The sequence below is a fragment of the Methylorubrum suomiense genome (genome assembly GCF_022179765.1).
In the GTDB taxonomy this organism is placed as follows: domain Bacteria; phylum Pseudomonadota; class Alphaproteobacteria; order Rhizobiales; family Beijerinckiaceae; genus Methylobacterium; species Methylobacterium suomiense.
Map to the genome: position 1 here is coordinate 1 of NZ_BPRE01000007.1, position 26,323 is coordinate 26,323.

The 26,323-nt window shown below is 67.7% G+C and carries 24 protein-coding genes; all 24 read left to right on the top strand.

All coding sequences use genetic code 11. The annotated features are described in order from the left end of the window. Window positions 1–7 precede the first annotated feature (7 nt). The 24 genes from MFF26_RS12170 (at window position 8) to MFF26_RS12285 (ending at window position 25,997) form a co-directional block, all read left to right on the top strand. Complete coding sequence (locus tag MFF26_RS12170; protein WP_283207393.1) at window positions 8–178, top strand: recombinase family protein; 171 nt, start codon at window positions 8–10, stop codon at window positions 176–178. Continuing rightward, window positions 175–423 (top strand): hypothetical protein, encoded by a 249-nt coding sequence (locus tag MFF26_RS12175; protein WP_238308034.1) that lies wholly within the window; start codon window positions 175–177, stop codon window positions 421–423. The genes MFF26_RS12170 and MFF26_RS12175 overlap by 4 nt, the downstream gene beginning before the upstream one ends. Before the next feature lie 103 nt (window positions 424–526). Continuing rightward, entirely contained in the window at window positions 527–694 is a 168-nt protein-coding gene (locus tag MFF26_RS12180; RefSeq protein ID WP_238308035.1) for a hypothetical protein, read from the top strand. Continuing rightward, on the top strand, window positions 694–1,029 hold the full coding sequence (locus tag MFF26_RS12185; protein WP_137831620.1) for a hypothetical protein: 336 nt from the start codon (window positions 694–696) through the stop codon (window positions 1,027–1,029). Before MFF26_RS12180 ends, MFF26_RS12185 begins: the two co-directional genes overlap by 1 nt. Then, window positions 1,026–1,175: a hypothetical protein gene (locus MFF26_RS12190; RefSeq protein WP_238308036.1), complete on the top strand. Its 150-nt coding sequence runs from the start codon at window positions 1,026–1,028 to the stop codon at window positions 1,173–1,175. Before MFF26_RS12185 ends, MFF26_RS12190 begins: the two co-directional genes overlap by 4 nt. Beyond that, window positions 1,175–1,804 (top strand): putative metallopeptidase, encoded by a 630-nt coding sequence (locus MFF26_RS12195; RefSeq protein WP_238308037.1) that lies wholly within the window; start codon window positions 1,175–1,177, stop codon window positions 1,802–1,804. The genes MFF26_RS12190 and MFF26_RS12195 overlap by 1 nt, the downstream gene beginning before the upstream one ends. Before the next feature lie 19 nt (window positions 1,805–1,823). Next, on the top strand, window positions 1,824–2,261 hold the full coding sequence (locus MFF26_RS12200) for a DUF2280 domain-containing protein (RefSeq protein WP_238308038.1): 438 nt from the start codon (window positions 1,824–1,826) through the stop codon (window positions 2,259–2,261). Continuing rightward, window positions 2,254–3,834, top strand: a complete 1,581-nt coding sequence (locus MFF26_RS12205; protein ID WP_238308039.1) for a terminase large subunit — start codon at window positions 2,254–2,256, stop codon at window positions 3,832–3,834. The genes MFF26_RS12200 and MFF26_RS12205 overlap by 8 nt, the downstream gene beginning before the upstream one ends. A gap of 150 nt (window positions 3,835–3,984) precedes the next feature. Then, a complete protein-coding gene (locus MFF26_RS12210; RefSeq protein ID WP_238308040.1) occupies window positions 3,985–6,324 on the top strand; it encodes a portal protein in 2,340 nt (779 codons plus the stop codon). Continuing rightward, window positions 6,324–6,644 (top strand): hypothetical protein, encoded by a 321-nt coding sequence (locus tag MFF26_RS12215; protein ID WP_238308041.1) that lies wholly within the window; start codon window positions 6,324–6,326, stop codon window positions 6,642–6,644. The genes MFF26_RS12210 and MFF26_RS12215 overlap by 1 nt, the downstream gene beginning before the upstream one ends. Before the next feature lie 4 nt (window positions 6,645–6,648). Then, window positions 6,649–7,182, top strand: a complete 534-nt coding sequence (locus MFF26_RS12220; protein WP_238308042.1) for a hypothetical protein — start codon at window positions 6,649–6,651, stop codon at window positions 7,180–7,182. A 38-nt stretch (window positions 7,183–7,220) separates the two neighbouring features. Continuing rightward, a complete protein-coding gene (locus MFF26_RS12225) occupies window positions 7,221–7,532 on the top strand; it encodes a hypothetical protein (RefSeq protein WP_238308043.1) in 312 nt (103 codons plus the stop codon). A 3-nt stretch (window positions 7,533–7,535) separates the two neighbouring features. Continuing rightward, complete coding sequence (locus tag MFF26_RS12230; RefSeq protein ID WP_238308044.1) at window positions 7,536–11,618, top strand: hypothetical protein; 4,083 nt, start codon at window positions 7,536–7,538, stop codon at window positions 11,616–11,618. Between the two features lie 353 nt (window positions 11,619–11,971). Next, the gene (locus MFF26_RS12235; RefSeq protein ID WP_238308045.1) at window positions 11,972–12,832 is read left to right on the top strand and encodes a hypothetical protein; all 861 of its coding nucleotides are present in this window, start codon (window positions 11,972–11,974) and stop codon (window positions 12,830–12,832) included. 12 nt (window positions 12,833–12,844) lie between these two features. Continuing rightward, entirely contained in the window at window positions 12,845–14,104 is a 1,260-nt protein-coding gene (locus MFF26_RS12240) for a P22 phage major capsid protein family protein (protein WP_238308046.1), read from the top strand. A gap of 95 nt (window positions 14,105–14,199) precedes the next feature. Beyond that, a complete protein-coding gene (locus MFF26_RS12245) occupies window positions 14,200–14,778 on the top strand; it encodes a hypothetical protein (RefSeq protein ID WP_238308047.1) in 579 nt (192 codons plus the stop codon). A gap of 1 nt (window position 14,779) precedes the next feature. Beyond that, window positions 14,780–15,304: a hypothetical protein gene (locus tag MFF26_RS12250; RefSeq protein WP_238308048.1), complete on the top strand. Its 525-nt coding sequence runs from the start codon at window positions 14,780–14,782 to the stop codon at window positions 15,302–15,304. Further along, entirely contained in the window at window positions 15,295–17,499 is a 2,205-nt protein-coding gene (locus MFF26_RS12255; RefSeq protein WP_238308049.1) for a right-handed parallel beta-helix repeat-containing protein, read from the top strand. Before MFF26_RS12250 ends, MFF26_RS12255 begins: the two co-directional genes overlap by 10 nt. A 51-nt stretch (window positions 17,500–17,550) precedes the next feature. Then, complete coding sequence (locus MFF26_RS12260) at window positions 17,551–18,972, top strand: packaged DNA stabilization protein (protein ID WP_238308050.1); 1,422 nt, start codon at window positions 17,551–17,553, stop codon at window positions 18,970–18,972. Beyond that, window positions 18,969–19,112 carry a hypothetical protein gene (locus MFF26_RS12265; RefSeq protein ID WP_238308051.1) on the top strand — a complete coding sequence of 48 codons (144 nt, stop codon included), beginning with the start codon at window positions 18,969–18,971 and terminating at the stop codon, window positions 19,110–19,112. The genes MFF26_RS12260 and MFF26_RS12265 overlap by 4 nt, the downstream gene beginning before the upstream one ends. 289 nt (window positions 19,113–19,401) lie before the next feature. Then, a complete protein-coding gene (locus MFF26_RS12270) occupies window positions 19,402–19,794 on the top strand; it encodes a hypothetical protein (protein ID WP_238308052.1) in 393 nt (130 codons plus the stop codon). Between the two features lie 11 nt (window positions 19,795–19,805). Next, window positions 19,806–20,522: a hypothetical protein gene (locus MFF26_RS12275; protein WP_238308053.1), complete on the top strand. Its 717-nt coding sequence runs from the start codon at window positions 19,806–19,808 to the stop codon at window positions 20,520–20,522. 4 nt (window positions 20,523–20,526) lie between these two features. Then, entirely contained in the window at window positions 20,527–22,734 is a 2,208-nt protein-coding gene (locus MFF26_RS12280) for a hypothetical protein (RefSeq protein WP_238308054.1), read from the top strand. Then, the gene (locus MFF26_RS12285) at window positions 22,731–25,997 is read left to right on the top strand and encodes a hypothetical protein (RefSeq protein ID WP_238308055.1); all 3,267 of its coding nucleotides are present in this window, start codon (window positions 22,731–22,733) and stop codon (window positions 25,995–25,997) included. The genes MFF26_RS12280 and MFF26_RS12285 overlap by 4 nt, the downstream gene beginning before the upstream one ends. The last annotated feature ends 326 nt before the right edge of the window (window positions 25,998–26,323 follow it).

Consider the following 26,323-nt stretch of genomic DNA (forward strand, 5'->3'; position numbering starts at 1 on the left):
GGACGGGCTGAACGCCGATCGCATCCCCTCGCCGAGCGGCGGAACGTGGCGGGTCTCCTCCGTCTCGTACCTGCTCGACAATCCGAAATACCGCGGCGCCGTCGAGTACCTGTTCCGATGGAACGGGGCCGAGACGCACGTCCTCCAGCCCGGTTCGCACGAGGCCATCGTCGGATGAGCGCTTCCCCCATCTCGCGCGCGGAGGCGATCGCCCTCGGCCGCACCGATCCGGCCGCGTCCGCTTACGGCGCGCACATGCGCGATCCCAGCGCGATCCGCCGCGAGGCCGAACGCGTCCGCATCCTGATGGCCGTCTGCCGCCTGCCGGCCGCGACGCCCGTGCTCGTCACCACGCCCGCCGACGACGTCGCCACCGATCCGGTGGAGCTGCGTCGGCTCGCCCTTTCGAGGTTCAGCCTGTGAAGCTCATCGCCTTCCTCCGCAGGTTCCTCGCCTCGCCTGAGCCGGAGGCGCCGGCCCTGCCGGTGATCCGCACCGGCCGCGTCCTCAGCAACGGAAGCGGTCGATGACGTCGGCTGCCGAGCGACGCCTCGCTGACGCTCGCCGCGCGCTCGACGTGGCCCGCGATGCCCGCGAGGCCAACCGCAACGCCGATACCGCCCTGGCCGTCGCCAGCGCGCAACTGCGCTTCGACGAGGCCCGCCGGGCGCTCGTTCGGGAAGAGTGGGTCTGATGCACACCGCCGATCCCCGCCCGCCCCGGCTTGATCCGCTGTGGCTCGCCTTCGGCCTCGTGCCGCTGCTGTTCGTGCTCGGCTCGTCCGCCCCGGTGAAGGCGGAGGTCCTGGGCTTCCGCGTCGAGGCTCGCGCCTGCCGCGGTGAGGTCTGCCGCCCGCTGCTCGGGTCGGGTCGGATGATCGGCGGGCGTTACGCCTGCGACGGGCGCGCCGCTCGCCTCCAGGATCTCGCGGCCGTCCTGCCGCCCGCCGCGCTCGGCCTGCCGGTCGGTCGGCTGCCGTGGCGCGTCACCGCTCGATGCGTCGGCGTCGAGGGGATGGCGCGCGCATGATGGGCGTCGGCTCGCGCGTCCGGCTCAACACCGGCAAACGTCAGATGCTCGTCGTCGACTTGGAGCTCTATCCGCGGCGCTTCCTCTGCGCGTGGCCCGGTGGCGAGCGCTGGTTCCCGGCGGCCTGCCTGACGCTGTTCGCGTGATGCTGTCCCGCCCGCGGCCTCCGGAAAGCCTGCTCGGCGCTGAGGGCGCGCTCACGCTCACGCCCGTCGAGCCGGCGCACGACCTGGAGGCCTGGGCCCGCGCGACCTTCATCGATGAGGGCGCGCCGCTCCTGAACGAGGAACACCTGCATCTCCGCGACGCCCGGCTCGGGATGCTCTGGTGCGCGCTGCCGAACGCGCGACAGGGCAACGCCGTCGTCGGGCTGTGCGAGGAAGCGACCTTCATCGGCAATCGCTGGGCGAAGGCGCGCTGGACGCAGCAGATCATGGCCTGGTTCGGCGACGTGCCAGACTTCCTGCTCACCTTCGATGCCGGATTCGCGGACCAAGCCGACGACGCCACGTTCTGCGCCCTCGTCGAGCACGAGCTGTTGCACGCGGGCCAGAAGAAGGACGTTTGGGGCGCGCCGAAATTTAACAGCCAGACCGGCCGCCCCGTGTTCGGCATCCGTGGCCATGACGTCGAGGAGTTCGTTGGCATCGTCGAGCGGTACGGCGTCGGCCCGGCGGCGGGTCGGACGCGGGCGCTCGTCGAGGCTGCTTCACGGGCCCCGCTGATCTGCTCGGCGGACATCAGCAGCGTGTGCGGCACCTGCCGACGACCCTGACCGGACCCTGACGAACGCCATGGCGCAGCAGACCTTGCCGGACGAGGTGAAAGCCTTCGTCGTCCAGCAACTTGCGATGTTCGAGACCCCTTCCGAAGTGGCCAAGGCCGTCAAGGAAGAGTTCGGCATCGAGATCGCTCGGCAGTCGATCGAGGCTTACGACCCGGGCAAGCGGGCCGGCGCGTCGCTGTCGCAAGAATTCCGGGACCTGTTCGAGGCCACGCGGACGACCTTCCTCACCGATACGGCGGCGATCGCGGTCTCGCACAAGGTGGTGCGCCTGCGGACGCTCTCCCGCCTGATCGAGACGGCCGAGAAGCGCGGCAACGCGGTGCTCGCGGCCAACCTCCTCGTCCAGGTCGCGAAGGAGATGGGCGACGCCTACACCAACCGTCAGCGGATCGACGCGAATGTTGCAGTCCGCAGCCACGAGGATGCTCTCGGCGACCTTGAGTGACCGCGAGCGCGCGGTTCGCCAGAAGCTGAAGAGCGATTTCGAGCACTACGCGCCGCGCTGCCTGCGCATCAGGACGAAGTCGGGCAAGATCGTCCCGTTCACCCTGAACAAGGCGCAGCGCTACATTCACGCCCGGCTACAGGATCAGCTCCTGAGCACGGGCAGCGTCCGGGCGCTGATCCTGAAGGGTCGGCAGCAGGGCGCCTCGACGTACATCGGCGGCCGGTTCTTCTGGCGCACCAGCCACAACCGCGGCGTCCGGACCTTCATCCTGACCCACCAGGAGGATTCGACCGCCGCCCTGTTCGAGATGGTCTCGCGGTATCACGAGCATTGCCCCTCGCTCGTGAAGCCCTCGACCGGCGCGGCGAACGCGAAGGAGCTGCTCTTCGACCGCCTCGATAGCGGGTACAAGGTCGGCACCGCGGGCTCGAAGGCGGTGGGACGCGGTAACACGCTCCAGTTCTTCCACGGCTCCGAGGTCGGGTTCTGGCCGCACGCGCACAGTCACGCGTCGGGCATCCTCCAGGCCATCGCGGATGAGCCGGGCACCGAGGTTATCCTCGAAAGCACGGCGAACGGGGTCGGAAACTACTTCCACCAGCAATGGCGGAAGGCGGAGCGGGGCGAGAGCGAGTTCCAGGCGATCTTCGTCCCGTGGTTCTGGGATGAGGGCTACCGGAAGGAGCCGCCGCCGGATTTCACGCTGTCGACCGATCCGGATGAGCAGAACGAATCCGAGGTCGATTACGCTGAGGCGCACGGCCTCGACGCGGCGCAGATGTTCTGGCGCCGACGCAAGATCGCGGACCTGGGCGAGAGCCTGTTCCGCCAGGAATACCCCGCGACCGCGGCAGAGGCCTTCCAGATGGCGAATACGAACGGCCTCATCAGCGCCAAGCTGGTGATGGCTGCCCGCAAGCGCACGGTGGAGGCCTCCGGCCCGCTCGTGTTCGGCTACGACCCTGCGCACCAGGGCGTTGACCGTCACGCGCTGGCCAAGCGCCGCGGTCGCAAGCTGCTGTCGGCAGGCGGCCCGGTCGGGCTGTCGATCCCGGAGAGCGCGAACCACGTCGCGGTGGAGATCGACCGCGACAACCCGACGAAGTGCTTCATCGACGTCACCGGCGGCTACGGTGCCGGCGTCTATGACATCCTCGTCGAGCGCGGTTACGGCACGCCCGGTCGCGGCATCGTCGTCCCGGTGAACTTCGGCGGCGCGCCGATCGCGCCCGATCGCTACTCGCCGACCACGGGCGAGAAGCTGCCCGGCCCGCTGAACCGCCGCGCCGAGATCTGGATGAATTCGCTCGACTGGCTGGAGGACCCGGCCGGCGTCGACATTCCGGACGAGGACGAGATCCAGGCCGATGCCTGCTCGACCGGCTACAGCCACAACAGCCGCGGCCAGGTGCAGCTCTGGTCGAAGGAAAAGATGCGGTCGATGGGGATTCCCTCGCCCGACACATGGGATGCGGTCGCACTCACCTTCGCCGAGCCGGTGATTGAGGAAGCGCCCCTGAAAATCGGTAGCGCGAGCGGCCGTCGCCGCGGCGGCTGGATGGGTGCCTGACGCGATGGTCAAACCTCCGAAGCCCGGCAACCGCTGGGAGCGTGATCCTGTGCGCACGGAAGCCGTGCGGGCTTTGGCGATACTGCGGACGCCCGCCCAAGCCCGGGCATGGCTCTCCCGCTTCTCCGCGCGCCCGAAGAGTGTTCGCTGATGGCCCGCACCCCGAAGCGCCGCGCCCCTCGCCCGGCCCCCGATGCGATCATGCTGCCGGAGGCGGCGCCGGAGCCCAAGGCGGCCCCGGAGAAGGACGCAGGCAAGTCCGACCTTGCCGCGGTCCACGCGACCGCGCTGAAGCGCTGGCGGCGCGCTGACGAGGCCGACCGGGAGAACCGCACGGAGGCCTACGCCGACCTCGAGTTCCTGGAGGTGCCCGGCGCGCAGTGGACGAAAGAGGCGAAGGACAGTCGCGCCGACCGGCCGTGCCTCGAATTCAACCGACTGCCCACCACGATCGCCCAGATTACCGGCGACATTCGGCAGATGCGCCCGGCGGTGAAGGTCGTGCCGGTGGACAGCCGCGGCGATCCGGAAACCGCCGACGTCATCGCCGGCATGGTCCGCTACGTCGAGAACCGCTCGGACGCGGCCTCGGCCTACTTCGCCGGCGCCGACCAGCAGGTGGCGTGCGGCATCGGTCATTGGCGCGTCGAGACCGAGTATGGGTCTGATTCCACCTTCGAGCAGGAGATCCGCATCTCGCCGGTCGCGGACGGCGTCGGGGTCCGCTGGGACCCGGATGCGCGCCTGCCGACGCGTGAGGATGCCCGGTTCTGCTTCGTGCCCGTCGACATGAGCCGGGACGTCTTCGAAGAGACTTATCCGGAAGCGACCCCGACCCAGCTTGGGGATGCCGACCTGAACGAAGGCGGCCTGTCGGAGTGGGCGACGCACGACACGGTGCGCGTTGCGGAATACTGGCTGAAGCGCCCGGTCAAGAAAACGCTCGCCCTGATGCCGGACGGCGAGATCCTCGACCTGACCGACAAGAGCGACGCGGACCACGCGGAGCGGCTGGCCCGCGCGCAGGCCGTGAATGCCCGTATCGAGCGGCGCGACGGGCACCAGGTGGAACGCTACCTCATCACCGCGACGGAGGTGCTGGAGGGGCCGACAGCTTGGCCCGGGCGCTTCATCCCGATCATTCCCGCCGTCGGCATCGAGATGCAGATCGGTCGGAGGCGGCTGCGGCGCGGCGTGATCCGCATGGCGAAGGATGCCCAGCGCGCCTACAACTATGCCCGCTCGACCCAGACCGAAGTTGTGGCGCTCCAGCCCAAGGCGCCGTTCATCGGCACCGAAAAGCAGTTTAAGGGCTACGAGCACGTTTGGGAGACGGCGAACACGGAGAACCATCCGTTCCTGCCGTTCAACGCCGATCCGAACGCGCCGATCGCCGTCCCGCAGCGTGTGCAGCCGCCGGTCGCGAGCGCGGGCCTCGCCGAGCTGACCCGCGAGGCGGCGGAGGACATGAAGGCCGTAACGGGCGTCTACGATGCGAGCCTCGGCGCTCGCTCAAATGAGACCAGCGGCAAGGCGATCCAGGCCCGCCAACGCGAGGGCGATGTCGGCTCGTTCGTCTACATCGTGAATTTCAGCCGATCGATCCGCCATACCGGCTCGGTCGTCGTCGACCTGATCCCGCACGTCTACGACACGGCCCGGACGATCCGGGTGGTGGGCGAGGACGGCAAGGTTGATCGGGTGCAGATCAACGAGGTGACCGGGCTGGCCGACGAGGGCGACCCGCTCGACAAGATCCGGAACGACGTCACGGTGGGCGCTTACGATGTCGCGATGGAGATGGGGCCGAGCTACACCACGCGCCGCGAGGCCGCGCTTGATGGAATGCTGCAACTCGTCGCCGCCGCGCCGAACCTCGCGCCGATGATCCTCGACCTTCTGGCGAAGGCGCAGGATTGGCCGATGGCGGACAAGATCGCGGCGCGCATCCGCGCGATGCTCCCGCCCCAGATCCAGGCCATGGAGGCGCAGGAGAGCGGCGAGGCCCCGCCCCCGCCGATGCCACCCTCGCCGCAGGAGCAGGCGGCGATGGCGCAGCAGGAGCGCCAGCAGCAGATCGAGGCGGGCCGCCAGCAGCTCGACATGGAGAAGCTGAACGTCGAGCGGGAGAAGCTCCAAGCTGACGTTCTCAAGATCCAGGCCGAGATCGAGAAGGCCCACATCGACGCGCAGGCGCGGATCGTGGAGGCGAACCGTCCGCAGGTGCCCGGCATGGATGGCGGCATCATCGCTTCCGATCCCCGCATTGAGGCGATCGGCGCCGCCGTGGCGCAACTCTCCGACGTGGTCTCGATGCTCATGGAAGAGATGTCGGGCGCTGTCCCGCCGATCGCGCAGGATGGGCCGCCCATGGCCGAACCGCCGCCCCCGGCCCTGCCGGAGATGATGACCAGCGAGCCGCCTCCGGGCGGCTTTTCTTTTGACCCCGCCGCGCTGGGCCAGCCCGCGCCTGACCTGATGGGTTTCTGATGTCGATCCCGAACCCGTTCCGCCCGACGCCCTTCGCGACGCTCCGGCTCAACGCCAACACCGCCCTGAATGGTGCGCAGGTCCTGCCGAACCTGCCCCATGGCGGCGGCACGCAGGTCCGCATCTGGAACCGCGGCAACGTACCGGCCCGCATCGAGTTCGGTGCCAAGCCGACGATGGACCTTCCGACCGTGGCTTCGGTCGCCATCCCGGCCGGTGCGGTGGAGATCCATACCCTTCAGACAGGCCAGCGCTTCGCGGCGGTCCTCGGCGATGGCGGTGCGCCCGACGTCGAGATGACGGTGGGCGAGGGGAACTGATGTCGTGCCGGGGTATGGCACCAGCCCATTTCAATCGGCGGCGCAGGTCGCTGCTGCGGTTGGTCTGAGCCGCTCCGGCAACAGTCGGATTCCGGCGGGGAACGTCGTCACCTCGACGTCGGAGACCGCCTTCCTCCCGAAGATGACCATTCCGGCGAACACCCTCGTGCCGGGTTCGTGCATCCGCCTCCTTCAGTTCGGGCTCTACAGCTCGTCGGGTCTGACGCCCTCGATTACCCCGCGCATCCGGCTCGGCGGCGTGTCCCTCCTGCCGCTGCGGGCGATCATGGGCCTGATCGGCACGGCGAACTCGCCTTGGCAGGCTGACGCGACCTTCCTCGTGACCGAATCCGGGATCGTCGGCACGGGCATTCTGACCATCGACGACAACCAAGTCCGCATCTTCGGCGGCCCGCCGATCGTGGGCCTGAACTACGGCCAGCCGCTCGACCTCACATCCTCGGCGCAATGGTCGGCGGCCGGCAACGCGATCACCTGCCAAGGCTGGCTCGCGGAAGTGCTGAAGCCGGCGCCGTAACCCCTCCACCAACCTCGACCTACCCAACGGAGCGCACCATGCGTCTTGTCCGAACCCTTGCGCTCGCCTGCGCTCTGCTCACCCCGCTGCCCGCTCTGGCGCAGCTGTCGCAGACCTTCACCTATCGGTCCGCTTCTCCGATCACGCCCGGAACGCCGGTGCCCTCCGGCGATGGCGTTGCCATGGCCTGCTCGGCGCCGGGCACGCTGCGGCTGATGATGCAGGACGGCTCGCTGCTCGATTTCTACGCGCAGCAGGGCACCGCGATCGTCGACAACCTCGCGGTTCGCGATGTGGTCACCTCCGGAACCACGGCGACCTGCTCCGTCACCGTCCTGCGTCGGGGCTGAACCATGGCCCAGCGCAACCTCTTCAACCTGTTCGGCGGCGGCAACTCGCCCGCTGCCTCGGTCGGCAAGGTCGCCGTCGGCGCCATGCTCGTCACCGGCACCGTACCGGCCGGCGCAACCGCGGTCTGTCGCAAAAAGGTCGGCAGCACGGTCACGACCCTCGGCGCCGCCACGGTTACGGCGAACGGGGCAGCCAGCTACGCCCTGAGCGCCGCTGCCGCCTCCGGTGAGAGCTACGGCTTCGCGTGGACCCTGCCGGGTGAGAGCGCCTTCACGGCAGTCATCGTCGGTCTCGGCCCGGCGGCCACCAAGTTCACGGTCGGTGCATCGGCTGGTTCGTTGGTTGCGGCGATTACCGGCCTCGGCTCGGGCGTGACCGCGAAATCGATCGCGCCGAATGACGGCCGCTTGGCGTTCAACGCCGCCGGCAACGCAATCGTCGTCGGTCTCACCGCCTCCGCCGTCGGCACGAAGGCCTACACGGTCATCCTGAGCACGGGCGAGACGTTCACCGTGACGGTGACGGTCGAGGCTGCCGCCCCCGCATCTCCGCTCGGCCCGGCATCCGCTTCGTTCGTGGCAGGCCAGCCCGCCGGGTCCCTGATCGCACCCGTCTCCGGCTTGTCTTCGGGTGAAACCGTATCGTCCATCTCTCCGAGCAACGGACAGGTCGCGATCTCGCTCGGCAGCGCCTTGGTCGTCGGCCTGACCGCCTCGTCGACCGGCGTGGTGAACTATACGATCACCACGAGTGCCGGGCGGACGCTGACGATCGCCCTGACGGCGGCGGCCGGGGCCAGCGATGGCGATCCGACCCGTCGCATGTTCGCGGCTACGCGCCTGCGCTTCCCGACGACGACCGGCACCTTCCCGGCGGCTGGCATCTATCAGGTCCAGAGCTTCTTCATCGGCACCCCCGACTATCCGGTGACCGAGCCGCAGTTCTTCCTGCCGACATTCTACCAGACCACCGGCGGTGCCGCGAACGCCGAGGTCGCCGGCCCCAACGTGATCAATTACGAGGGACTGTCGATCAAGGTCGGCGGGCAGTGGTATTCGTGCCCGACCGCCGCGTTCACGATGGACCCGTCCGTCGAGCCGTCGGGCTACCTGCTCGATGCCATCCCGGGCGTGACGCTGCCGGCGAACACCCTGATCGAGTGCCGCATCGCCTTCAATGGCGCCAGCGGCGCGACGATGTGGGGGTCGGTGCGTGCCAACGATCTGGGCGAGGTGTCCGTCGGCTCGACGAGCAGCCTCGCGGCGGCCCTCACGGATGGGCGGACCCTCACGTCCGCGAACGCCGTCAGCCGTGCATTCATCCCGGGCTACATGATCGCCAAGGGCTGGGATGGCCGCCCGGTCGGCTTGATGGTCGGTGACTCGATCCAGGCCGGTGCGAACGAGAACAGCCTGACCGGCTTCCTCTCCCCGCGCGGCTGCATGGGCTATTGGCAGCGCGGCCTCGACGACAACACCCAGAGCAAGCGCATCCCCTTCGGCACGATTGCCCTCGAGGGGTCGCGTCCGTCGGATATGGCCAACCGGGCGAACTGGCCCCGCAAGCTCGACGCGATCCTGAAGGCCACGAACGCCAACGGCGGTAAGACGCCGATGACGTTCATCGGGTCGAACCACGGCAACAACTCCGCATCGATCGCCAACCCGTATTCGTGGCTCACCGGCTTCTGGCAGCGGTGCAAGGACGAATGGCCGGGCGTGCCGATCTACCACTCCGAGATGCTGCCGCGGCCCTCGTCCTCGGACGGCTACCAGAGCCTTGCCAATCAGACGGTCTCCGCGAGCGATGCGTACAACGGCGGCACCAGCCCCGGCATTCGGTGGGCCGCCAACGACATCATCGGCAAGGGCGCCGCGAATGGCGATCCGACCGCGCAGGCTCGCTCCGAGGGCTGGATTGCGGGCTCGTTCGCGCCTTGGCGGGCGATCTCGTTCGACACGGGCAGCAACCGCGACAAGCTTGGGGTCGTGGCGCTCAACACCACGCTCTCGGCTGACATCGCGTCCGGTGCGACCACCCTTCCGCTGTCGGACCTCGGTTCGGTGCAGGTCGGTGACATCGTGATCGTGAACCCGGGCGGCACCGGGGCTTACGACAGCGCCGTGCGCAGCATCAGCGGCAACAACGTCACCTTGGCCGGTGGCGGCACCCAGGCCTTCACGGCCGGAACGAAGGTGACGGCGGCCTACAACGATCGCACCGGCCTGCATCCCGGGCCCCGCGGCCATATCAAGATCGCGACGGACGCCGTGATCCCGTGGAAGATTTCCATGGGTTGGGTTGCCGGAGCGAGTGCGAGCGCGACGATCACCGCCGAGCCGGTCGGCACGCTGACCCGGTCGGGAACGCGGGTCTACAAGCTCGCGGCGGGCGCCTCGATCAGCGGTGCCAACGCATCGCACTTCGCGGTGGATTCGAGCGGTGTCGTTACGGTCTCGTCGGCCGGGCAGACAGCGGGGCTCAACGCGGGTCCGTACAGCCTGACGGTTACGGGGGACACCCTAGCCACCAGCCTGCGCATCCCAACCGAGGCCGGCGCCCTCGATGTGTACGACGCAGTTGACGCCGCCACGTTCATGGCCGCGGTCAATTACGCCTACGCGACGGCCCCTAGCGGCACGGATTGGGTGGTTCGGCCGCGCATCGGATCTGTCTCGGCGGCCACCACGACGGCGGGCATCCTGATCAAGGATAAGCTGTTTGGCGGCAGCTTCACCGATGTGAACAGGCTGGTCGTCGACGAGACCAAAATTCAGCGGAGCGCCAAAGCTTCGATGAAGGACGGCTCTCTGACGATCCAACCGCGCGTGCCCCAGACGGCGAAACTGGTCGGCTTCGCCAATGCCACCCAGGGCGAATGCTTGGTTCTGTGGGCGTCGAACAACATCGCCCTTCTCGACATGGTGACGGAGAACGTCGCCGGGACCGATGGCTCCGACATCTCGGTCTCGGATCGCACCGACGACAACTATGCGCCGCAGGAAGCGACCACCTGCATCAAGATCCGGATGGATGGGGCGCCGACCTGGGCCGGCAATTACATCATCCGCGGCAATCGGATCGGTGCATCGGACAGCGCGCCCTACACCCGCTATCCGACCGGCATCAAAGTTCTGAGCGGCGGCAACATCGAGATCGCAGACAATCAGATCAAAAACACGCTGAACGCGAGCTATCTCCAGACCTTCGTCAACATTTCGCATCGCCGGAACGATTATCGAAACTTCCTCCTCGACTCGGTGGATCTGTTCAACGACAACTATTCCGGCACTAGCCCGGCGTTCCCGGCATCGGAAAGCTTCTACGGCTCTTCCGACAACGTGTATGCCCGGCCGAACTTCGGTTCGCAGTTCGCCGGTGCCCACTGTGACGGTACGCAGGGCAATCCCGGCAGCACCCGCAGCATGCGCGTCTCGATCCACTTCGAGGTGCATGCCATGCAGGCGGATGAGAACGTCAAGCAGACGCAGGGCAAGCTGTTCAAGGATCTCCGGGCCGGCGTGTACGTCCGTGGGCGGATCACGAACTGTGTCATCCACATGAGCACGCTTAACGGTCTTATCTTCGCGGGCATGGACCCTGATGACCGGTTGGTTGTCGACAAGATCACGATCTTCCGCGCAACCGAGGCTGATCCGCTCAGCGCCGGTGGCGGCCGGATTACGGTCGAGAAGTGCAATGGCGATGCGACCCGCCACGGTCCGGCGATCTCACGGTGCATCTTTGCCGTCTTCGTCGACACCACAGGCACCGCGAAGACCTACACCGCTGATCCGGTGCCCGGCGGGTCGGGTTCGCGCACGCTGACCGGCGGCGGAACGGTGCTGTTCAACAACAATCTCTATGTTGATCAGCGTACCCAGAACACCGGCGCCGGAAACTCTGCGCCGGAAGTCTTCCCCGGAATGGCTGGCGCTCAGTACGTTGCCAATCGAGGCTATCAGTTCAATTACGACTATACGAGCTATGCCTCAGTTCGTCAGTCCGCGATGACGCTCTTCGCGGCCAACTCCAACCTGGTGCAAGGCGCATCGCTGGCGGACATCTACAGCGCGGCGGCGTGACGTAGCGAACGGCTTGAATGCGGCTGTCGCGGTGGGACCCTCCCGCTGCGGCAGCCATCGAACCCCCTTGACCCGACGGGCAAAACGGCCCCAAGGACTATCCGTCGCGAGACGTGCGGGCACAGGCCCCGTCTCGATCCCCTGAGCATTTCCGATCGGCGCCAAGCTCCCCTCCTAGTGAGGTAAGCTCCCCGCTTATGAGGCAAGCTCCCCTCCTTACGGGGCGAGCTGCTCACCTTGTGGGGCTTGCGCGCCCTCCCCGATCCCGCAGGCCGGCGGACCCGCCGCCAGGCCGTGAGGATGAACCAGCCCGCCCCGCTCCCCGCGCGGCGGGTTTTTCTTTGGAACGACACATGGAACCCGAGGACCTGATCGTGCTGGGCGCGCCGGCGGACACGCAGGCGGCAGGCGGCGAGACCTCGACCGCAGCGGAACCCTCGATCGAAGGCCAGCCGGCCGGAGGCGAGACGAATCCCGCTGCACCAGGGTCAGAGCAGGCCGAACCGGCGACCGCCCCGAAGCCCGAAGCCCCGAAGGGTGAGGGCGAGGACGGTGGCGAGGAGAAGCCCAAGAAACGTTCCGGCATCCAGCGGATGCAGGCGCGGATTGCCCATCTCGAGGCCGAACTCGCATCGACCCGCAGCGTGGCCCCGGCCGCCGGCGGCGATCGCAAGGCCGCCGTCGAGAAGGAGATCGGCGCCGCGCCGAAGGAAGCCGACTTCGACGACTATGCGGCCTTCGAGGACGCCAAGGCGGATTACCGTATCCGCAAGGCCCTCGCTGAGCAGCGCATCTCCGACCGCGAGGCTGATGCCTCCCGCCGGCAGAGCGCCGCGAAGGATGAGGCGCAGGAGGCCTTCCAGGATCGCTGCGACGAGGCGCGGGATGGAATCCCCGACTTCGACAAGGTGCTCCAGGCGGCCCGCGAGCGCGAGGTGAAGTCTCACGTCTCCGACCTCGTCGTCGAAAGCGAGAAGGGTGGGCTCCTCGCCTACTACCTCGCCAAGAACCCGGATGTGCTCACGAAGCTCAACGGAATGACCGAGCGCGCCGCCGCGAAGGCCGTGGGTGCGCTCGAAGCTCGCCTGACCCTGGCGAAACCCCGCACCGCAACCGCAGCCCCCGCCCCCGCGAAGCCGGTCGCCGGCGCAGCCGCACCCTCGTCTCCCGACGCGGAGATCGATGCGTGGCTCGCCAAGACCTATCGCCGATAAGGACTCACCACCGTGCCGAACAACTTCCTCACCGCCAACGTGATCGCCAAGGCGGCGGTCAAGATCCTCGACAACGAGCTCGTCGCGGCCTCCAAGGTCCACCGCGGCTACGAGGACGAATTCTCGTCCACCGTGAACGGCTACCAGAAGGGTGCCGCCGTCACGATCAAGCGTCCCCCGCAGTTCCAGGTCCGTGACGGCGCGGTCGCCGTGAAGCAGGACATCACCGAGGGCACGACCTCCGTCACCGTCGACAAGATGAAGGGCATCGATCTCGCCATCAGCTCGACCGACCGCACCCTGTCGATCGGCGAACTGTCCGAGCGCATTCTGAAGCCGGCCATGGTCTCGCTCGCGAACCAAGTCGATCAGGACGTCATGGGCCTCTACTCGTCCGTTGCGAACTGGGTCGGAACGCCGGGCAACATCCTGTCGAGCTACGCCGGCTTCCTGCGCGGCACGACCCGCATGAACAACGCCTCGGTGCCGAAGGACTCGCGCTTCTGCATGCTGTCGCCGGACGACGAGGCCGGTCTCGCCGACAGCCAGACCAAGTTCCTCAACGACAAGCTCGTCGGTGAGGCCTACCGCGACGGCGGCGTCGGCCGCATCGCGCAGGTCGACACGTACATGAGCCAGAACGTGCCCGTGCACGTGACCGGCTCGCGCACCAACGGCACCGTGGCCGGCGCCGGTCAGAACGTGACCTACACGCAAGTTCTCGCGAACGGCGTGGCGGTGAAGGACTTCGGCGGTCAGCTCCTGAACGTCGGTGGCCTCGGCGCCGGTGGCGTCGTCGCGAAGGGTGACGTGTTCACCATCGCGGGCGTCTTCGCCGTCAACCACGTGACCAAGCAGCCGCTGCCCTACCTGCGCCAGTTCACCGTGATGGCCGCGGCCGTGGCGGACGGCAACGGCGCCGCGCAGCTCCAGATCAGCCCGGCGATCATCGCACCGGCCGCCTTCCCGAACGGTGCTTTCACCACCGTCTCGGCGGCCCCGGCCAACGGCGCCGTGGTGACCTGGATGGGCGCGGCCAACACGCCCTACACCCAGAATATCATGGCCCATAAGTCGGCGTTCGCGCTGACCTGCGTGCCGCTGGTGAAGCCCGATGGCGCGGTTTCCTGCGAGCGCGAGACCTACAAGGGTCTCTCCGTCCGCCTGATCCCGTACTACGACGGCACCAACGACATCTCGAACTGGCGCCTCGACATTCTGTACGGCGTGAAGGCCGTGGATCCGCGCCTCGGCGTCCGCCTCAACGGCTGACGCATTCCCGCACCGCTGAAGACGAAAGGGCCCCCTTGTGGGGCCCTTCGTCGTTCTGGGGGCCGTGAGCGCCCCGCATCCTCCACGAGGCGTTCATGGACACCCCTGAGACTATTCCGACCTGGGGCTACAAGCCCGACGGATCGGGCAAGATCTTCAACCTGCTCCCGGACGAGGTGCTGCCGGATGGCTGGGAGCTTTCCCCGTCCTGCATCACGGATCCGGACCTCGCCACGGCCGAAGCCCTCAGCGCCCGCGCCGCCGGTCGCGCCTACGTGCCGCCGGCCGCGCTCGCCGCCTCGGAACCCGTCTCGGCTCCCTTGGCCGAACTCGAGGCGGCGATCGCCGAGAACGAGCGCCTCACCGCGATCATCGCCCGTGGCACTGAAGAGAACGAGCGGCTCGCTGCCGAACTCGAAGCCTCCGACGCGCTGCACGAGAACGGCGCGAACGTGATGGACGCCCTCCAGGCCGATCTTGCCGCGGCGCAGGCCACCGTTGCCGACCTGCAAGCCGCCCTCTCGAAGGCGCATGAGGACGGCCGCGTGACGGTCGCGGAGCGCAACGAGGCCAAGGCCGCAGCCGAAGCGCTTGCCGCCGACCTGGCGAAGGTGAAGGCCGACCTCGACGAGGCGACCAAGCCGAAGCCCGCCACCGGCGCGAAGGGCCGCTAACGTGAGGACCCGCGAGGACCTGATCGCGCGGGTGCTCAAGAACCTCGGCGTGCTCGCCGCCGGCCAAGCGCCGAGCGACGAGGACCGCGCCGAGATCGATGAGCTGATCGAACCCGTCTGCGCGAAGCTGCTCGACGACGGGGTCGCCAAGCTCAACGGCGATGAGATCGACGACGCGGCCTATCTGCCGCTCGCCGACCTCATCGCTGAGCGGGCCATGGTGCCCTATGGCATCGGCGGCACCCGGGCGGGCGAGATCCGCGCCGCCGCCGAGCAGGCGCGCACCGATTTGAAGCTCGCGTATCGGGTCTACGATGCCCGACCGCCGATGCGCCTGGAACGCTTCTGGGGCCGTCGCGGCACGGGTGCCCCGATCGTGCAGCGGACGTTCGTGCCGATGACGCCCCCGCAGGCGGCCGAACTCACGCCCGAAGCGCTGGCCGCCTTCATCGCGACGCTTCCCACGACCCTCCCGGCGCTGCCGAACAAGCCCTGGAACAACGGCGGTCTCCTGTCATGGTCGTGATGCGCTCCGCCCTCTCCGCGCTGCTGGGCGTCCTGCTCGCGACGGCTGCCGCCGCGCAGTCGTTGCCGCGCCCGCAGGTCGTCACCCAGGCGCCGCGCAATAACTCCAGTTTCGCGGCCTCGACCGCCTACGTGGATCGCTCGGCCGCGCTCCTGGAACTCGCGGTGTCCGGCAAGGCGCCGCTGATGAACCCCGCGTTCATGGGGCTGGCGACGTTCGGCGCCCGGCCGACCTTCGCGGGTGAAACGCCGTGGGATAGCGGCAACCTGAACCCGTCCCTCTACGCGCGGCTCACGAGCCCGCGGTTCAGCGGCACGGTCGGTGCCGAAGCGCTCCAGATCCTCGGTCCCGGCTCGACCGGCGATGTGTCGGGCATGAGCGTCACGGCGCCCGGCACGGCCCGCAGCGGCCTCGTTGCGCGGGCGCTGGCCGATATGGCGGCCGATACCGTGAATCCGCTCGCCTACGGCGCGATTTGCGATGGGACCGGCCGTCCGCTGTCCTCGCGCTTCGCCTCCCTCGCTGAGGCACAGGCGGCCTACAGCCCCGGCCTGGTCACGTCGCTGGCGCAGGACGTCGACACGGTGGCATGGCAGGCCGCGCTCAACACGGGCCGGGTCGTCGCCTTCCCGGCCGGTCGAACCTGCACGCTGCGCGCTCGCCTAGTGCTCGCGGCGACCGGCGGTATCACCGGCGACGGCAGCGGCAAGTTCATCGCCAAAGCGACGGACTTTCCGGCTACGGCGATCGGCACCGGCGCCGAACAGATGCTCGTCTCGGTTGGGGGTACGGGCATAGTTCTGCGCGGGTTCGGGATGTCCTTCACCCCGGCGCAGAACTCATTCTCGCGGCCGATCATCGTCAACCGGGCCACAGGTGTGCTGATTAGTGACCTTGAACTTTCTGGCTTCAACGCTGGAAACCTGATCGAGGTAAACAGCAGCACCGATGTTCGTATTCAGAACAACCTGATCCGGGACGGATTGTTAGATCGTACCGTTTCGAATTCTCAGCTTACCGGCGTAGCAATCGACGATAATTTGGTAAGCGGCACACCCTCTCGCCGAGTTAGGGTCACGGGCAACGTCATCCGTAAGCTTTTGGTAACGGCCTCGTTCCGTGCGTCTTACCAGTATCAGACGGACGGTATTACGGTGCTGCCTTCGGCCATCGACGTGGTGGTAGCCAACAACACAATCTCAGAAGTCGGCGAGGGCATTGATCATCAAGCTTCAGGCGGAACCATTGCCGCCAATACAATTAGCACGACTTATCAGTTCGGCATGAAATTGATACACGGCGCGTCGAATAATTCGGTTACAGGCAATACTGCCATTTGTCCGGGGCTCGGCGGCATTGTTGTCTATGGTGGGGCGAACCGTGCGAACGGCAATGTTATTGTTGGCAACATTGTATCTGGGGTCAATTGCCTTGGAGAATATGATGCCAACACCACCTATGCTTATGCGGTAAGTGATTTGGGGTCACCCTTTCCAGCGAGCAACAACTCGTTCATCGGCAATTCTGCAACTAGCGGGGCCAAGGCTTCAACCGCTTATTTGTGGAATGGAACCGGCGCTGGCAACAGTGCATCATTTGGTTATATTAGTTCCGATTATCTCCGTCAGGTTCTCGCCCCAGGCGCGACGCCGATGGCTGCCAATCTGCTCGGAATGAATGGCAATGTTGGGGTCGCGGATATTTCTGGCGCCGCGCCTTTAATGTCCCCGAAGCTTGTCGGCACCCTGACCGTAAGTGAACTGCCCAATAAGGTTCAAGTCCTCGGCAACGATGCTGGCAGTGAACCTACCATCGCCTGTCTTGGCGATGATGCAAATGTTGGATGCACTCACCAGACCAAAGGCACCGGAGTTCACCGGTTTCGCAACGGCGGCGGTGATCAGTTTCGCGTGTCGGGCAACGGAGCAACCACGGCGAACTTCGGTGTGGCTCGAGGAGCCGCAACCGGGGCAGCACCCTCGCTGGCACCCGACGGCACGGACGCCAACATCGCCCTCGACCTGGGTGGCAAGGGCACCTCCGGCATTCTGTCGGGCATCTTCACCCGGACGGTCGATCCCACCACGGGCGACATTCCTGCAGGTCGGTGCGCCGATTGGAGCAACACGACCGCCGGCACGCTCAAGCGCGTCTGCAACATCGCCGGCACGCTCCGGTCCGTCGCGCTGAACTGATCCGCTCGCCGCACCTCCCGGCCTGAGCCCTCCTGACATCGAGGCCGTCCGTTGCCCGCGATCTCCTGGCCCCTGTCCAGCCGCCCCGGTCTGTCGGACGCGGAGAGCGCCGGCCGCCTCATCAATGCGTTCGCCGAGAAGCTCGGCGACGGTGCGCGTGCGCCGGTGTCGATCCGACGCTCGCCCGGCCTCTCCCGGTTCGTCGACCTGGGTGTCACGGGGCCCCGCGGGATGCGCCAGGTCGGCGCCGTTGTGCTCGCCGCCTATCGCAACACGCTGGTGCGGATCTCGGAGGACGGCACGGTCTCGGCCGTCGGCCCGCTTCCCGGGTCGGAGCGGATCACCATCGCCCGCAACAATCGGCAGCCCACGCCCGACGCGGTGGCGGTGACCGAACTCGGCGCCTACCGGCTCACCGTCGATGGCGCCCCTCAGCCGCTCTCCTACCCCAACGGCCTGCCGGCGCCGAACTCGGTCTGCGAGCTGTTCGGCTTCCTGTTCTTCACCGCCGGCAATGGCGATTGCTACGCGACCGGCCTCAACAGCCTGAAATTTAACACGCTGGACAAGACGACGGAGCAGGCGCGCCCCGGCGGGCTTCTGCGCGGGATCTCGTTCCGCGACGAGCTATTCCTGTTCGGACCGTCGGGGATCGGCGTCTACGGCGGACAGGCGCAGCAGAACGGCTTCCCGCTCGCCCGGATCACCGGCATTCCGCGCGGTCTGATCGGCCCGTGGGCGGTCGCTGGTCACGAGGAAGGTTGGTCGAACGAGCTGATTTGGGTCGGCGACGATTCGGTCGTCTATCAGCTCAACGGCTACAGCCCCGCGCGCATCTCGAACCACGACGTCGAGCGCGATCTCGCGGCGGCGGCGCAGGTGGACCGCAAGGCGATCGAGGCCTCGGTGCATCTCGTGGCCGGTCACGCCTTCTGGGTCGTCTCGATGCCGGGGCGGACCTGGGTCTACGATCTCACGACGCAGCAATGGCATGAGCGGGCCAGCCACGAGGCGACCCGCTGGCGTGCCTCGCAGAGCGTGAAGTTCGCGGGCCGCTGGCTCGTCGGCGATACGGTCGGCACCGGCCTCCTCGAGGTGACCGAATCCGCCTTCACCGAAGATGGCGATCCGCTGCGCTTCCGCGTCGAGAGCCTGCCGGCGCAGGGCTTCCCATCGCGTCTCGCGATCCCCCGGGCGGATTTCGACTTCGCCCTCGGTGTCGGCCGCCTCTCCGCCGACCCGACCATCCGCGATCCCCGCACCCTCATCTCGTGGTCGGACGACGGTGGGAAGAGGTGGGGCAATGCGCTGTCCCGCGCCCTCGGCCGGCAGGGTGAGAGCCGAACCCGCATCAACCTGCTGCGCACCGGCATGACGGGCGCGCAGGGCCGGATCTGGCGCGTGGACGTGTCCGATCCCGTTTACTGCGCCCTCCTCGGGGGCGCGATGGCCATCGAGGCGCGCACCGAATGACCGGCCCCACCATCACCCGTCCCACCATCCCGAACATCGCGACCCTTCCGCTGCCGCGGGAATGGGCCGCCTTCCTGTCGGGGCTGCTGGCCTACGCCGCCGCCCTCGAAGCCCGCATCGCCGCCCTGGAGGGTAAGTAAATTTAAGCTATCGGTGCTAGTATTCTGCATGGATAGACGCGTCGCGAATATTTCCGGTCAGTCATTTGGAATGCTGACCGCAGTCGAATTTGTCCATGCGAATGGTGGGCGGGCGTACTGGCGTTTCCGATGCCAGTGCGGCGGAGAGGTAGTCACTCGGGCGTCGCGCGTCCGAGCGGGAAGCGCGAAAAGTTGCGGCTGCGCGAAGGCGTCATTCGTGGCCGCTGCGCGAACCCGCCACGGTCACTTAGCGGGTGGTCGGGCCTCCCCCGAGATATCCGCTTGGCAGATGGCCAGAAACCGATGCTGCGATCCGAAGTCCCACGCTTTTGCCGATTACGGCGGGCGCGGGATCACGATGTGCGATCGGTGGAAAGACGGCGAGGCTGGCAAAACCGGGTTCGAGTGCTTTTTGGAGGATATGGGGCCCCGCCCATCCGCTCGGCATACCTTGGATCGCCGTGAGAACGACAGGGGCTATGAACCGGGGAATTGTCGCTGGGCCACGATGAAGGTCCAAGGCCGCAATCGCCGGAACAACCGTATCATCGAGTTTCGCGGCGAGCGGCTGTGCGTGAGCGAGGCCGCTGAGCGCTTCGGCCTGAAAACCAACGTGGTCTGTACCCGCCTGGATCTCGGCTGGTCCGTTGAGCGCGCGCTGACCGAACCACTCCATCGATAGGAGGACGTGCCTTGTCCATTTTTAGCGGCAAACGTGGCCGCCAGGCGTCGATCGCCGCCTCGCAGCAGATCCAGAACGGCGCCGATACCGCCTATGGCTACCTCGACACGGCCTATGACCAGTCGAAGGAGCAGTTCGGCAAGGCGGCGACCACGCTGGGCGATCTCGCGGGTGGCTACGGCAAGGCCAGCACGCTCTACCAGGATGCGCTCGGCGTGAACGGTGCCGCTGCGGCGGACAGCGCGCGGGGGGCCTATACCCCGTCGGCCGGCTACCAGTTCAACCTCGACCAGGGCCTCCAGGGGCTCGCACGAGCCCGCGCGGTGAACGGCACGCTCGCCTCGGGCGGGGCGGACGCCGATGCGATGAAGTATGCGAGCGGCCTCGCCAGCCAGGATTTCGGCCAGTGGCTCGACCGTCTCGGCGGGCTCGATACCAAGCGGTACGGCGCGACCACGGCGCAGGCGGGCACGTTCGGGGATCTCGGGCGCGTCGCCTACGGCTTGGGCGCCAGCAAGGCCGGGATCGCGCAGCAGTCCGCCCGGGACATCGCTGCCCAGACCGTCGAGGGCTACAAGGCCGGCGACCGCGCAGATGAAGCTCGGTTCGGCGCGCTCATGGGCGGCGTGAACCTCTTTGCGAAGGGGCTGGGCGCGCTGTCGGGCAATCCGGCCGCGCTGGGCAACATCGGCAGCAACCTCAGCTCCGCCTTTTCGATCTTCGGGTGACGCGATGAACGGTGCGACCGTCTTCCAGATGGTGTCGGGGCTCGGCGACGCATTCGGCGACGCCTACTCGGCTGCCCGCAAGGACGCACAGGATGCAGAGGCGCCCGCCGCTCTCGAAAACCTGTACAGCGCCCTCCAGGCCAGCCGTGGCGACCAGGGTGGCGGCACGACGCTTGGCGATCTCACCAAGGGCCGCGCCGCGCAATCAGCGCCGACAGGCTCCTCGCTGCCGACCTTCGCGCAGGGCACGGACATCGGCCGGTACGCCTCGGCGATCCAAAGCAATGAGAGCGGCGGTAAATACGGCATCGTCGGCCCGACGCATCCCAAGTATGGGCGCGCGCTCGGCGCCTACCAAGTGATGGAATCGAACCTGCCGGCGTGGTCGCGCGAGGCGCTCGGCCGCGAGGTCTCGGCAGACGAGTTCCTTCGTTCGCCGCAGATCCAGGATGCGATCTTCGAGAAGAAGTTCGGCCAGTCGGTCGCAAAGTACGGGAACCCGGAGGATGCGGCGTCGGTGTGGTTCACCGGCCGCCCTCTCGCGCAGGGCGCCAACGCCAAGGACGTGCTCGGCACGACCGGTGCGGAGTATGTCCGGCGCTTCCAGACCGCGCTCGGTCGGGTGCCGGCCGGGACGGTGCCGGCCCTGCCGCAGACCGCGATGCAGATGCCGACGGCGGGCGGACAGGCACCGGTCCAGATCGCGGGGGCGCCGTCCCCCGAAGTTGCGCAGCCGCGCCGCTCCTCGGTCGCCATCGCGGAAAACGAAGCCGAGACGCAGGCCTTGGAACGCGAGATGGGAATGGTGCCGGGCGCGACGCAGGTCGCCTCGGCTGAGCCGGATGCTGCGAACCTACCCGCCGTCGGCGCGCGGCCCGTCGGTTTCACCGTTCCCGGAGCCGGATCGGAAGCGCCGTCGCAGGCCTTCCCCGGCTTCGGTGCCGGTGCCAGCGCCTCGCGGATGACGCCCGAACTGCGCACCGCGCTCAACGCGGCATGGAAGAACCCGAACACCCGGGCTGTTGCCGCGCAGGTGTTCGGCCAGCTTCTGAAGGGCCAGGACAACGGCTGGGAGCTGAAGGACGTGAACGGCCAAAGCGCCTGGGTGAACGGTCGCGACGGGCGAATCCTTCCGATCGGGCAGGCGAAGCGCAACACCGCCACGGTCGGCAACAACCTCGTCGACACGTCGACGGGTGACGTACTCTTCACTGCTCCGGACAAGGACAGCTCGAAGTTCACCTATCAGGCGATGCCGGGCGTCGGCATGGTCGCACTGCACTCGACCGATCCGACCCAATCGCGGGTCATCATCGCTGGCCAGCAGCCGCGCCCCCTCACGGCCGAGGAACGGCAGGGCTATGGCATCCCAGAAGGGACCGGCGCCGGCATGGGCGCTGATGGAAAACCCTTCGACATCGGCGGTGGCGGAAAAACCACGATCAACGTCGATACCAAGGGGGCCGGCAAGTTCGCGGAGAAGGCGAACGAGCTGCAGGCCAAGCGTTACGGCGAGATCGTCGATGCCAGCGACAACGCGGTGCGGATGCGCGGCGATGTCGAGACGCTGGCCGAACTCGGCTCGCAGATCGCGACCGGCAAGGGTGCGCAGGTCCGTCTCACCATGGCGCAGTACGCGAAGGCCATCGGGCTCGACAGCGTGGCGGATGGGCTGACCGGCGGTAAGCTTGGCGAGATGGAGGCCTTCGGCGCCATCGCTGATCGGCTCACTCCGCAGATGCGCGTGCCGGGATCGGGTGCGACCTCCGACATGGAGATGCGCACCTTCCGCAATTCGATTCCCAGCCTCCTCAAGACGCCGGAGGGCAACAAGATCGTCGCGGATACCTTCCGCGGTCTGCTCGACTATCAGGCAGCAGCCGGTGAGATCGCCGGGAAAGCCCTGCGCGGAGAGATGGCGCAGAATGAAGCCGATCAGGCGATCCGCGCTCTCCCTGGTCCCTTCGAGAACTTCAAGAAATACAGCAAGGGACAGGGTGAGCAGGGCAGCTCCGCCGCTCAAAGCGCCAACGGCAGCGGTACGAAAGCGTCCCCGAAGCGCGTCGAGGGTGGAAAGCCTCCCGCAGGTTACACCTGGGACACGTACCTGGGCCGGGCACAGCAGATGTTGAAGGAACGCCCCGACCTGCGCCCGCAACTTGAGGAGATGCTTGCGAATGCCGGCATCCCGCCGGAGAAACTCGGCCGATGAGCGACCCCTTCGACGACCTGGTTGCGGCCAATCCGAAGCCGCGCGTTGCCGAGCCAGCTTCTGATCCGTTCGAGAAGCTGCTCGCCGCGAACCCGCAACCGAAAGCGTCCGAGAAATCGTCCGTCGTCGGTGATGTCGTGCAGTCGGCCGGCGCGGGCATCATCCGCGGCGCTGCGGGTCTCCCGGACCTGCCGCAGACGGTGCTTGGGCTGGCTGAGGCCGGCATCGGCTACGTCACCGACAAGGTCGCCAAGGGTGCGCGAGCACTGGCGGGCAAGGCACCGCTGACGGAAGCCGAGACCGCGGCGGCTCGCGAGGCGGTGAAGGGTGCGCTCCCCTCGCCGTCCGAATTGCCGATGCCGGGCCAGACCGCGATCGGCGCGCTCGAAGCCGCGACGGGCAAGCTCTACGAGCCCCAGACCACGGCAGGCGAGTATGCGCGCACGCTCGCCGAGTTCGTGCCCGGCGCGGGAAAGACCGTCGCGACGGCGGTTCGCAACGCCGCTGTGCCGGCGCTCGCTTCGGAATCCGCCGGTCAGGTCACGAAGGGCACGTCCGCAGAGCCGGTGGCCCGTCTGGTCGGTGGCGTGGCCGGTGGCGCTGCGCAAGCCTTCACGCGACGTCCCAGCACGGCCGAGCGCCTGTTCGATGCCGGTGTGGGCAAGATCTCGGCGGACGAGGTGACAGCCGTTCGCTCGCTGATGGACGATGCAGCGGCGCGTGGCGTCTCGCTGACCTGGGCGGAAGCCCTACAGCAGGTTGTCGGACCGCGCCGCCTCGGCGACCTCCAGCGCGTCGTTGAGGGACAGGGCGGGCTCTCCGAGTTCTTCGCAGCTCGACCGGATCAGATCAAAGCGGCGGGGCAGGCTGGGCTCGATGCCATCGCTCCGGCTTCGTCCTCCGCCGCCCGCACCGGTGAGGTGGTCCAGGCCGCCGCACGCAACGCGGTGGCCGCGACCCCTGAGGGACAGGCGGTGATCCGCGCCACGCAGGCGGCGGGTCGGCGCGTCTCGCCGGACCAGGCTGGGCAGGTGATCCAGCGCGAGATGCGCCAGGTCGCCGACGAACGCGAGGCAGTTCGGTCCGAGCAGGGAAACCGGGATTATCCCGCCGCCCGCGCGGCGCCGGAGCGGATCGGGATCGATCGCACGGTGACCGTCGAGCGACCCGGCGAGCCGCAGCTCCAGACCCTCGACAACAACGCGGGCGCCCCGCTGCGCTACGACCCGCCGCCGCAAGGTCCGGACACCATCGGTTCGATGGCGCCGACTCGTCCTGAAGCGCCCCCGGTGCCGGCGGGTTCGAAGTCGCTCGCCCGCTTCATCGCCGAGAACGGTGGAATCGGCCTCGAGCGCGGCGACGTGAAGGCTGCGGGGCTCGACCGCTTCCACCAGCCCGGTGTCGCCAATCTCGTGCGTGAGAATGGCAAGGGGATCGACGCCTACTGGCGCACTCGCCTGATCGAGGAGGGCTATCTGCCGCCGGACATCGGTGGCGGCATGGAGCGCAACATTCACGATGAGCTGATCGGCCTTTTGGAGCAGGAAGCGCGCGGCCGACGCACCTATCCGTGGGACTGGCAGGGCAACGATGATCGATCGGGCTTCAACGCGGTTCGCGACGAGTTCCAGGCCTCCGCGAGCCAAGCGACGAGCGACATTCGTCGGGCGCTGACCGAAGCCGGCGTTGACCCGAAAACGGTCGATAAGGGTACGCTCGACCGGGCAGCCGCGGCGCTGATGCGCGGCGACGAAACCGACCCCCTCACCGCCTACGAGCGGATCGTCATGGCCGCGAAGGAGCCGGCCAGCGGTCCCTCTTCCCGCATGGTGCCGACCACGGTCACGGAAGAAATTTCGGCCCCGCGCTTCGGGCAGGTCAACCCTCAGCCGGCCATCGACGCAATCGATGCGGCGCTTGATACCGCGAAGGGCAGCGTCCGAAGCGCTCTGGAAGCTGTCCGAAGGGATCTGCACGGCAACCGGCCCGATCCGGTGTCCGGCGTGCGCGAGACGGATCTGACCATTGATGGGCTGCACCAAGCCCGCGAACGTCTCGACCAGGTCCTGCGGGAGGCACGCGCAGCCGGCGACGGCGTGATGGTGAGCCGATTGGGGAACGTACGTTCCGCGCTCGACGAGCAATTGAAGACGGCGCCCGAAATGGCGGCAGCGGACGCCAATTTCGCGGTCAACAGCCGACCTCTGGAGCCGTTCGCCGGCAACACGCCGCTCGGACGGGTGACGCAGCGCGACCCTGATACCCGCAGGCTGAACACGCCAGCCGAGCAGGTGCCGTCCCACCTTGAGGGGGCGACCGCGGCACGTGAGTTCCTGGCCAACGCTACGCCCGCGGCGCGCAACGCCTTCGAGGCCCGCGAGGTGACGCGCATCCTCGACGGGGTGAGCGGAGAGGGCGGGGCGACAGCGGAGCGCATCCGCGCGGCGATGCGCCAGAACGAGGACCTCCTCGCGCTCCTGCCCGAAGCCCGTGGACGATTGCAGAGGCTTGCCGTCGCCCACCAGGGCCGCGAAGCCGTGGAACGCTCGCCGCTCGGTCGGATCGCACAGCGCCCGGATGTGAAGAAAGCGATCGAAGCGTTGTTTCCGACCAAGCCCACCGAGGGTTCGGCTGCCGACGTTGGAGCCGCCGTCGGCGCGATCTCGCGCAGCAACCCGCTCGCGGCACGCGAGCTGGTGCGGACCTATCTCGGCACCGAGTTCGGAGCCCGGACGAAGGATCTTGTCAGCGGCCCCAATGGTGCTGCTGGCAGCAAGTTCGCCACCGCGATCCGCGGCAACGACCTCGCCGGTGACAGTATCTTCGCTGCGATCCGCGCCCTGCCGGACGGCGAGCGGCTGGCCGCTGGGTTCTCGCGTCTGCTCGACATCTTCGAAGCGACCGGAACGCGTCAGAACGTCGGCTCCCGCACCTCGTTCAACAACGAGGCGTTGGCGGAGATGCGCAAGAGCGGCATCGGAGCAGAAGCAGGCAAGGCTCTGGCCACCGGCGGCCTCAATCTACCGAAGCGTATCACGCAGGCGTTCGAGGATTGGCAGGCCGGCAAGAACGTCGACCGCCTAGCCGCGCTGCTGACCTCGCCAGAGGGAGGACGGCGTCTTGCGGATCTCGCGAACGCCAAGCCGGGCGCCAGCACGATCAGCCTCTTGAACCGGCTCGTGGTGCTCGGCGCACGCGGTGCCGGCGGCGGGGACCGTGATGCCCGTGAGGCCACGCAGCTTCGCGTTCGCGCGGTCCCATAGGCGGGTGATGAGAGCGGTGAAGAACGCGGCCATGATGACCGAGACACCGAAGCTGACCATCACCTGCGCCGGGTTGATCGGCACGTTGTAGCCTTCGGGCGGCACCGACATGCCGTGCGTTAGGGCCGCGATGAACGCGATTTGCGCGAGGCACCAGAGCGCTTGCGATCGTGTGGCAGGCATGGCCGCAGAGTAGCACGACCGCACCCTGAAGCTATTGCCCTCAGAGGGGGTTCACTCCGGCCCTGCTATAAGACCAGAGCCAGGGCTGTTCGGCACGTGCTGCGGTGAGGTTGTCGAGAGCCGCACGGCAACACCCTTGACCC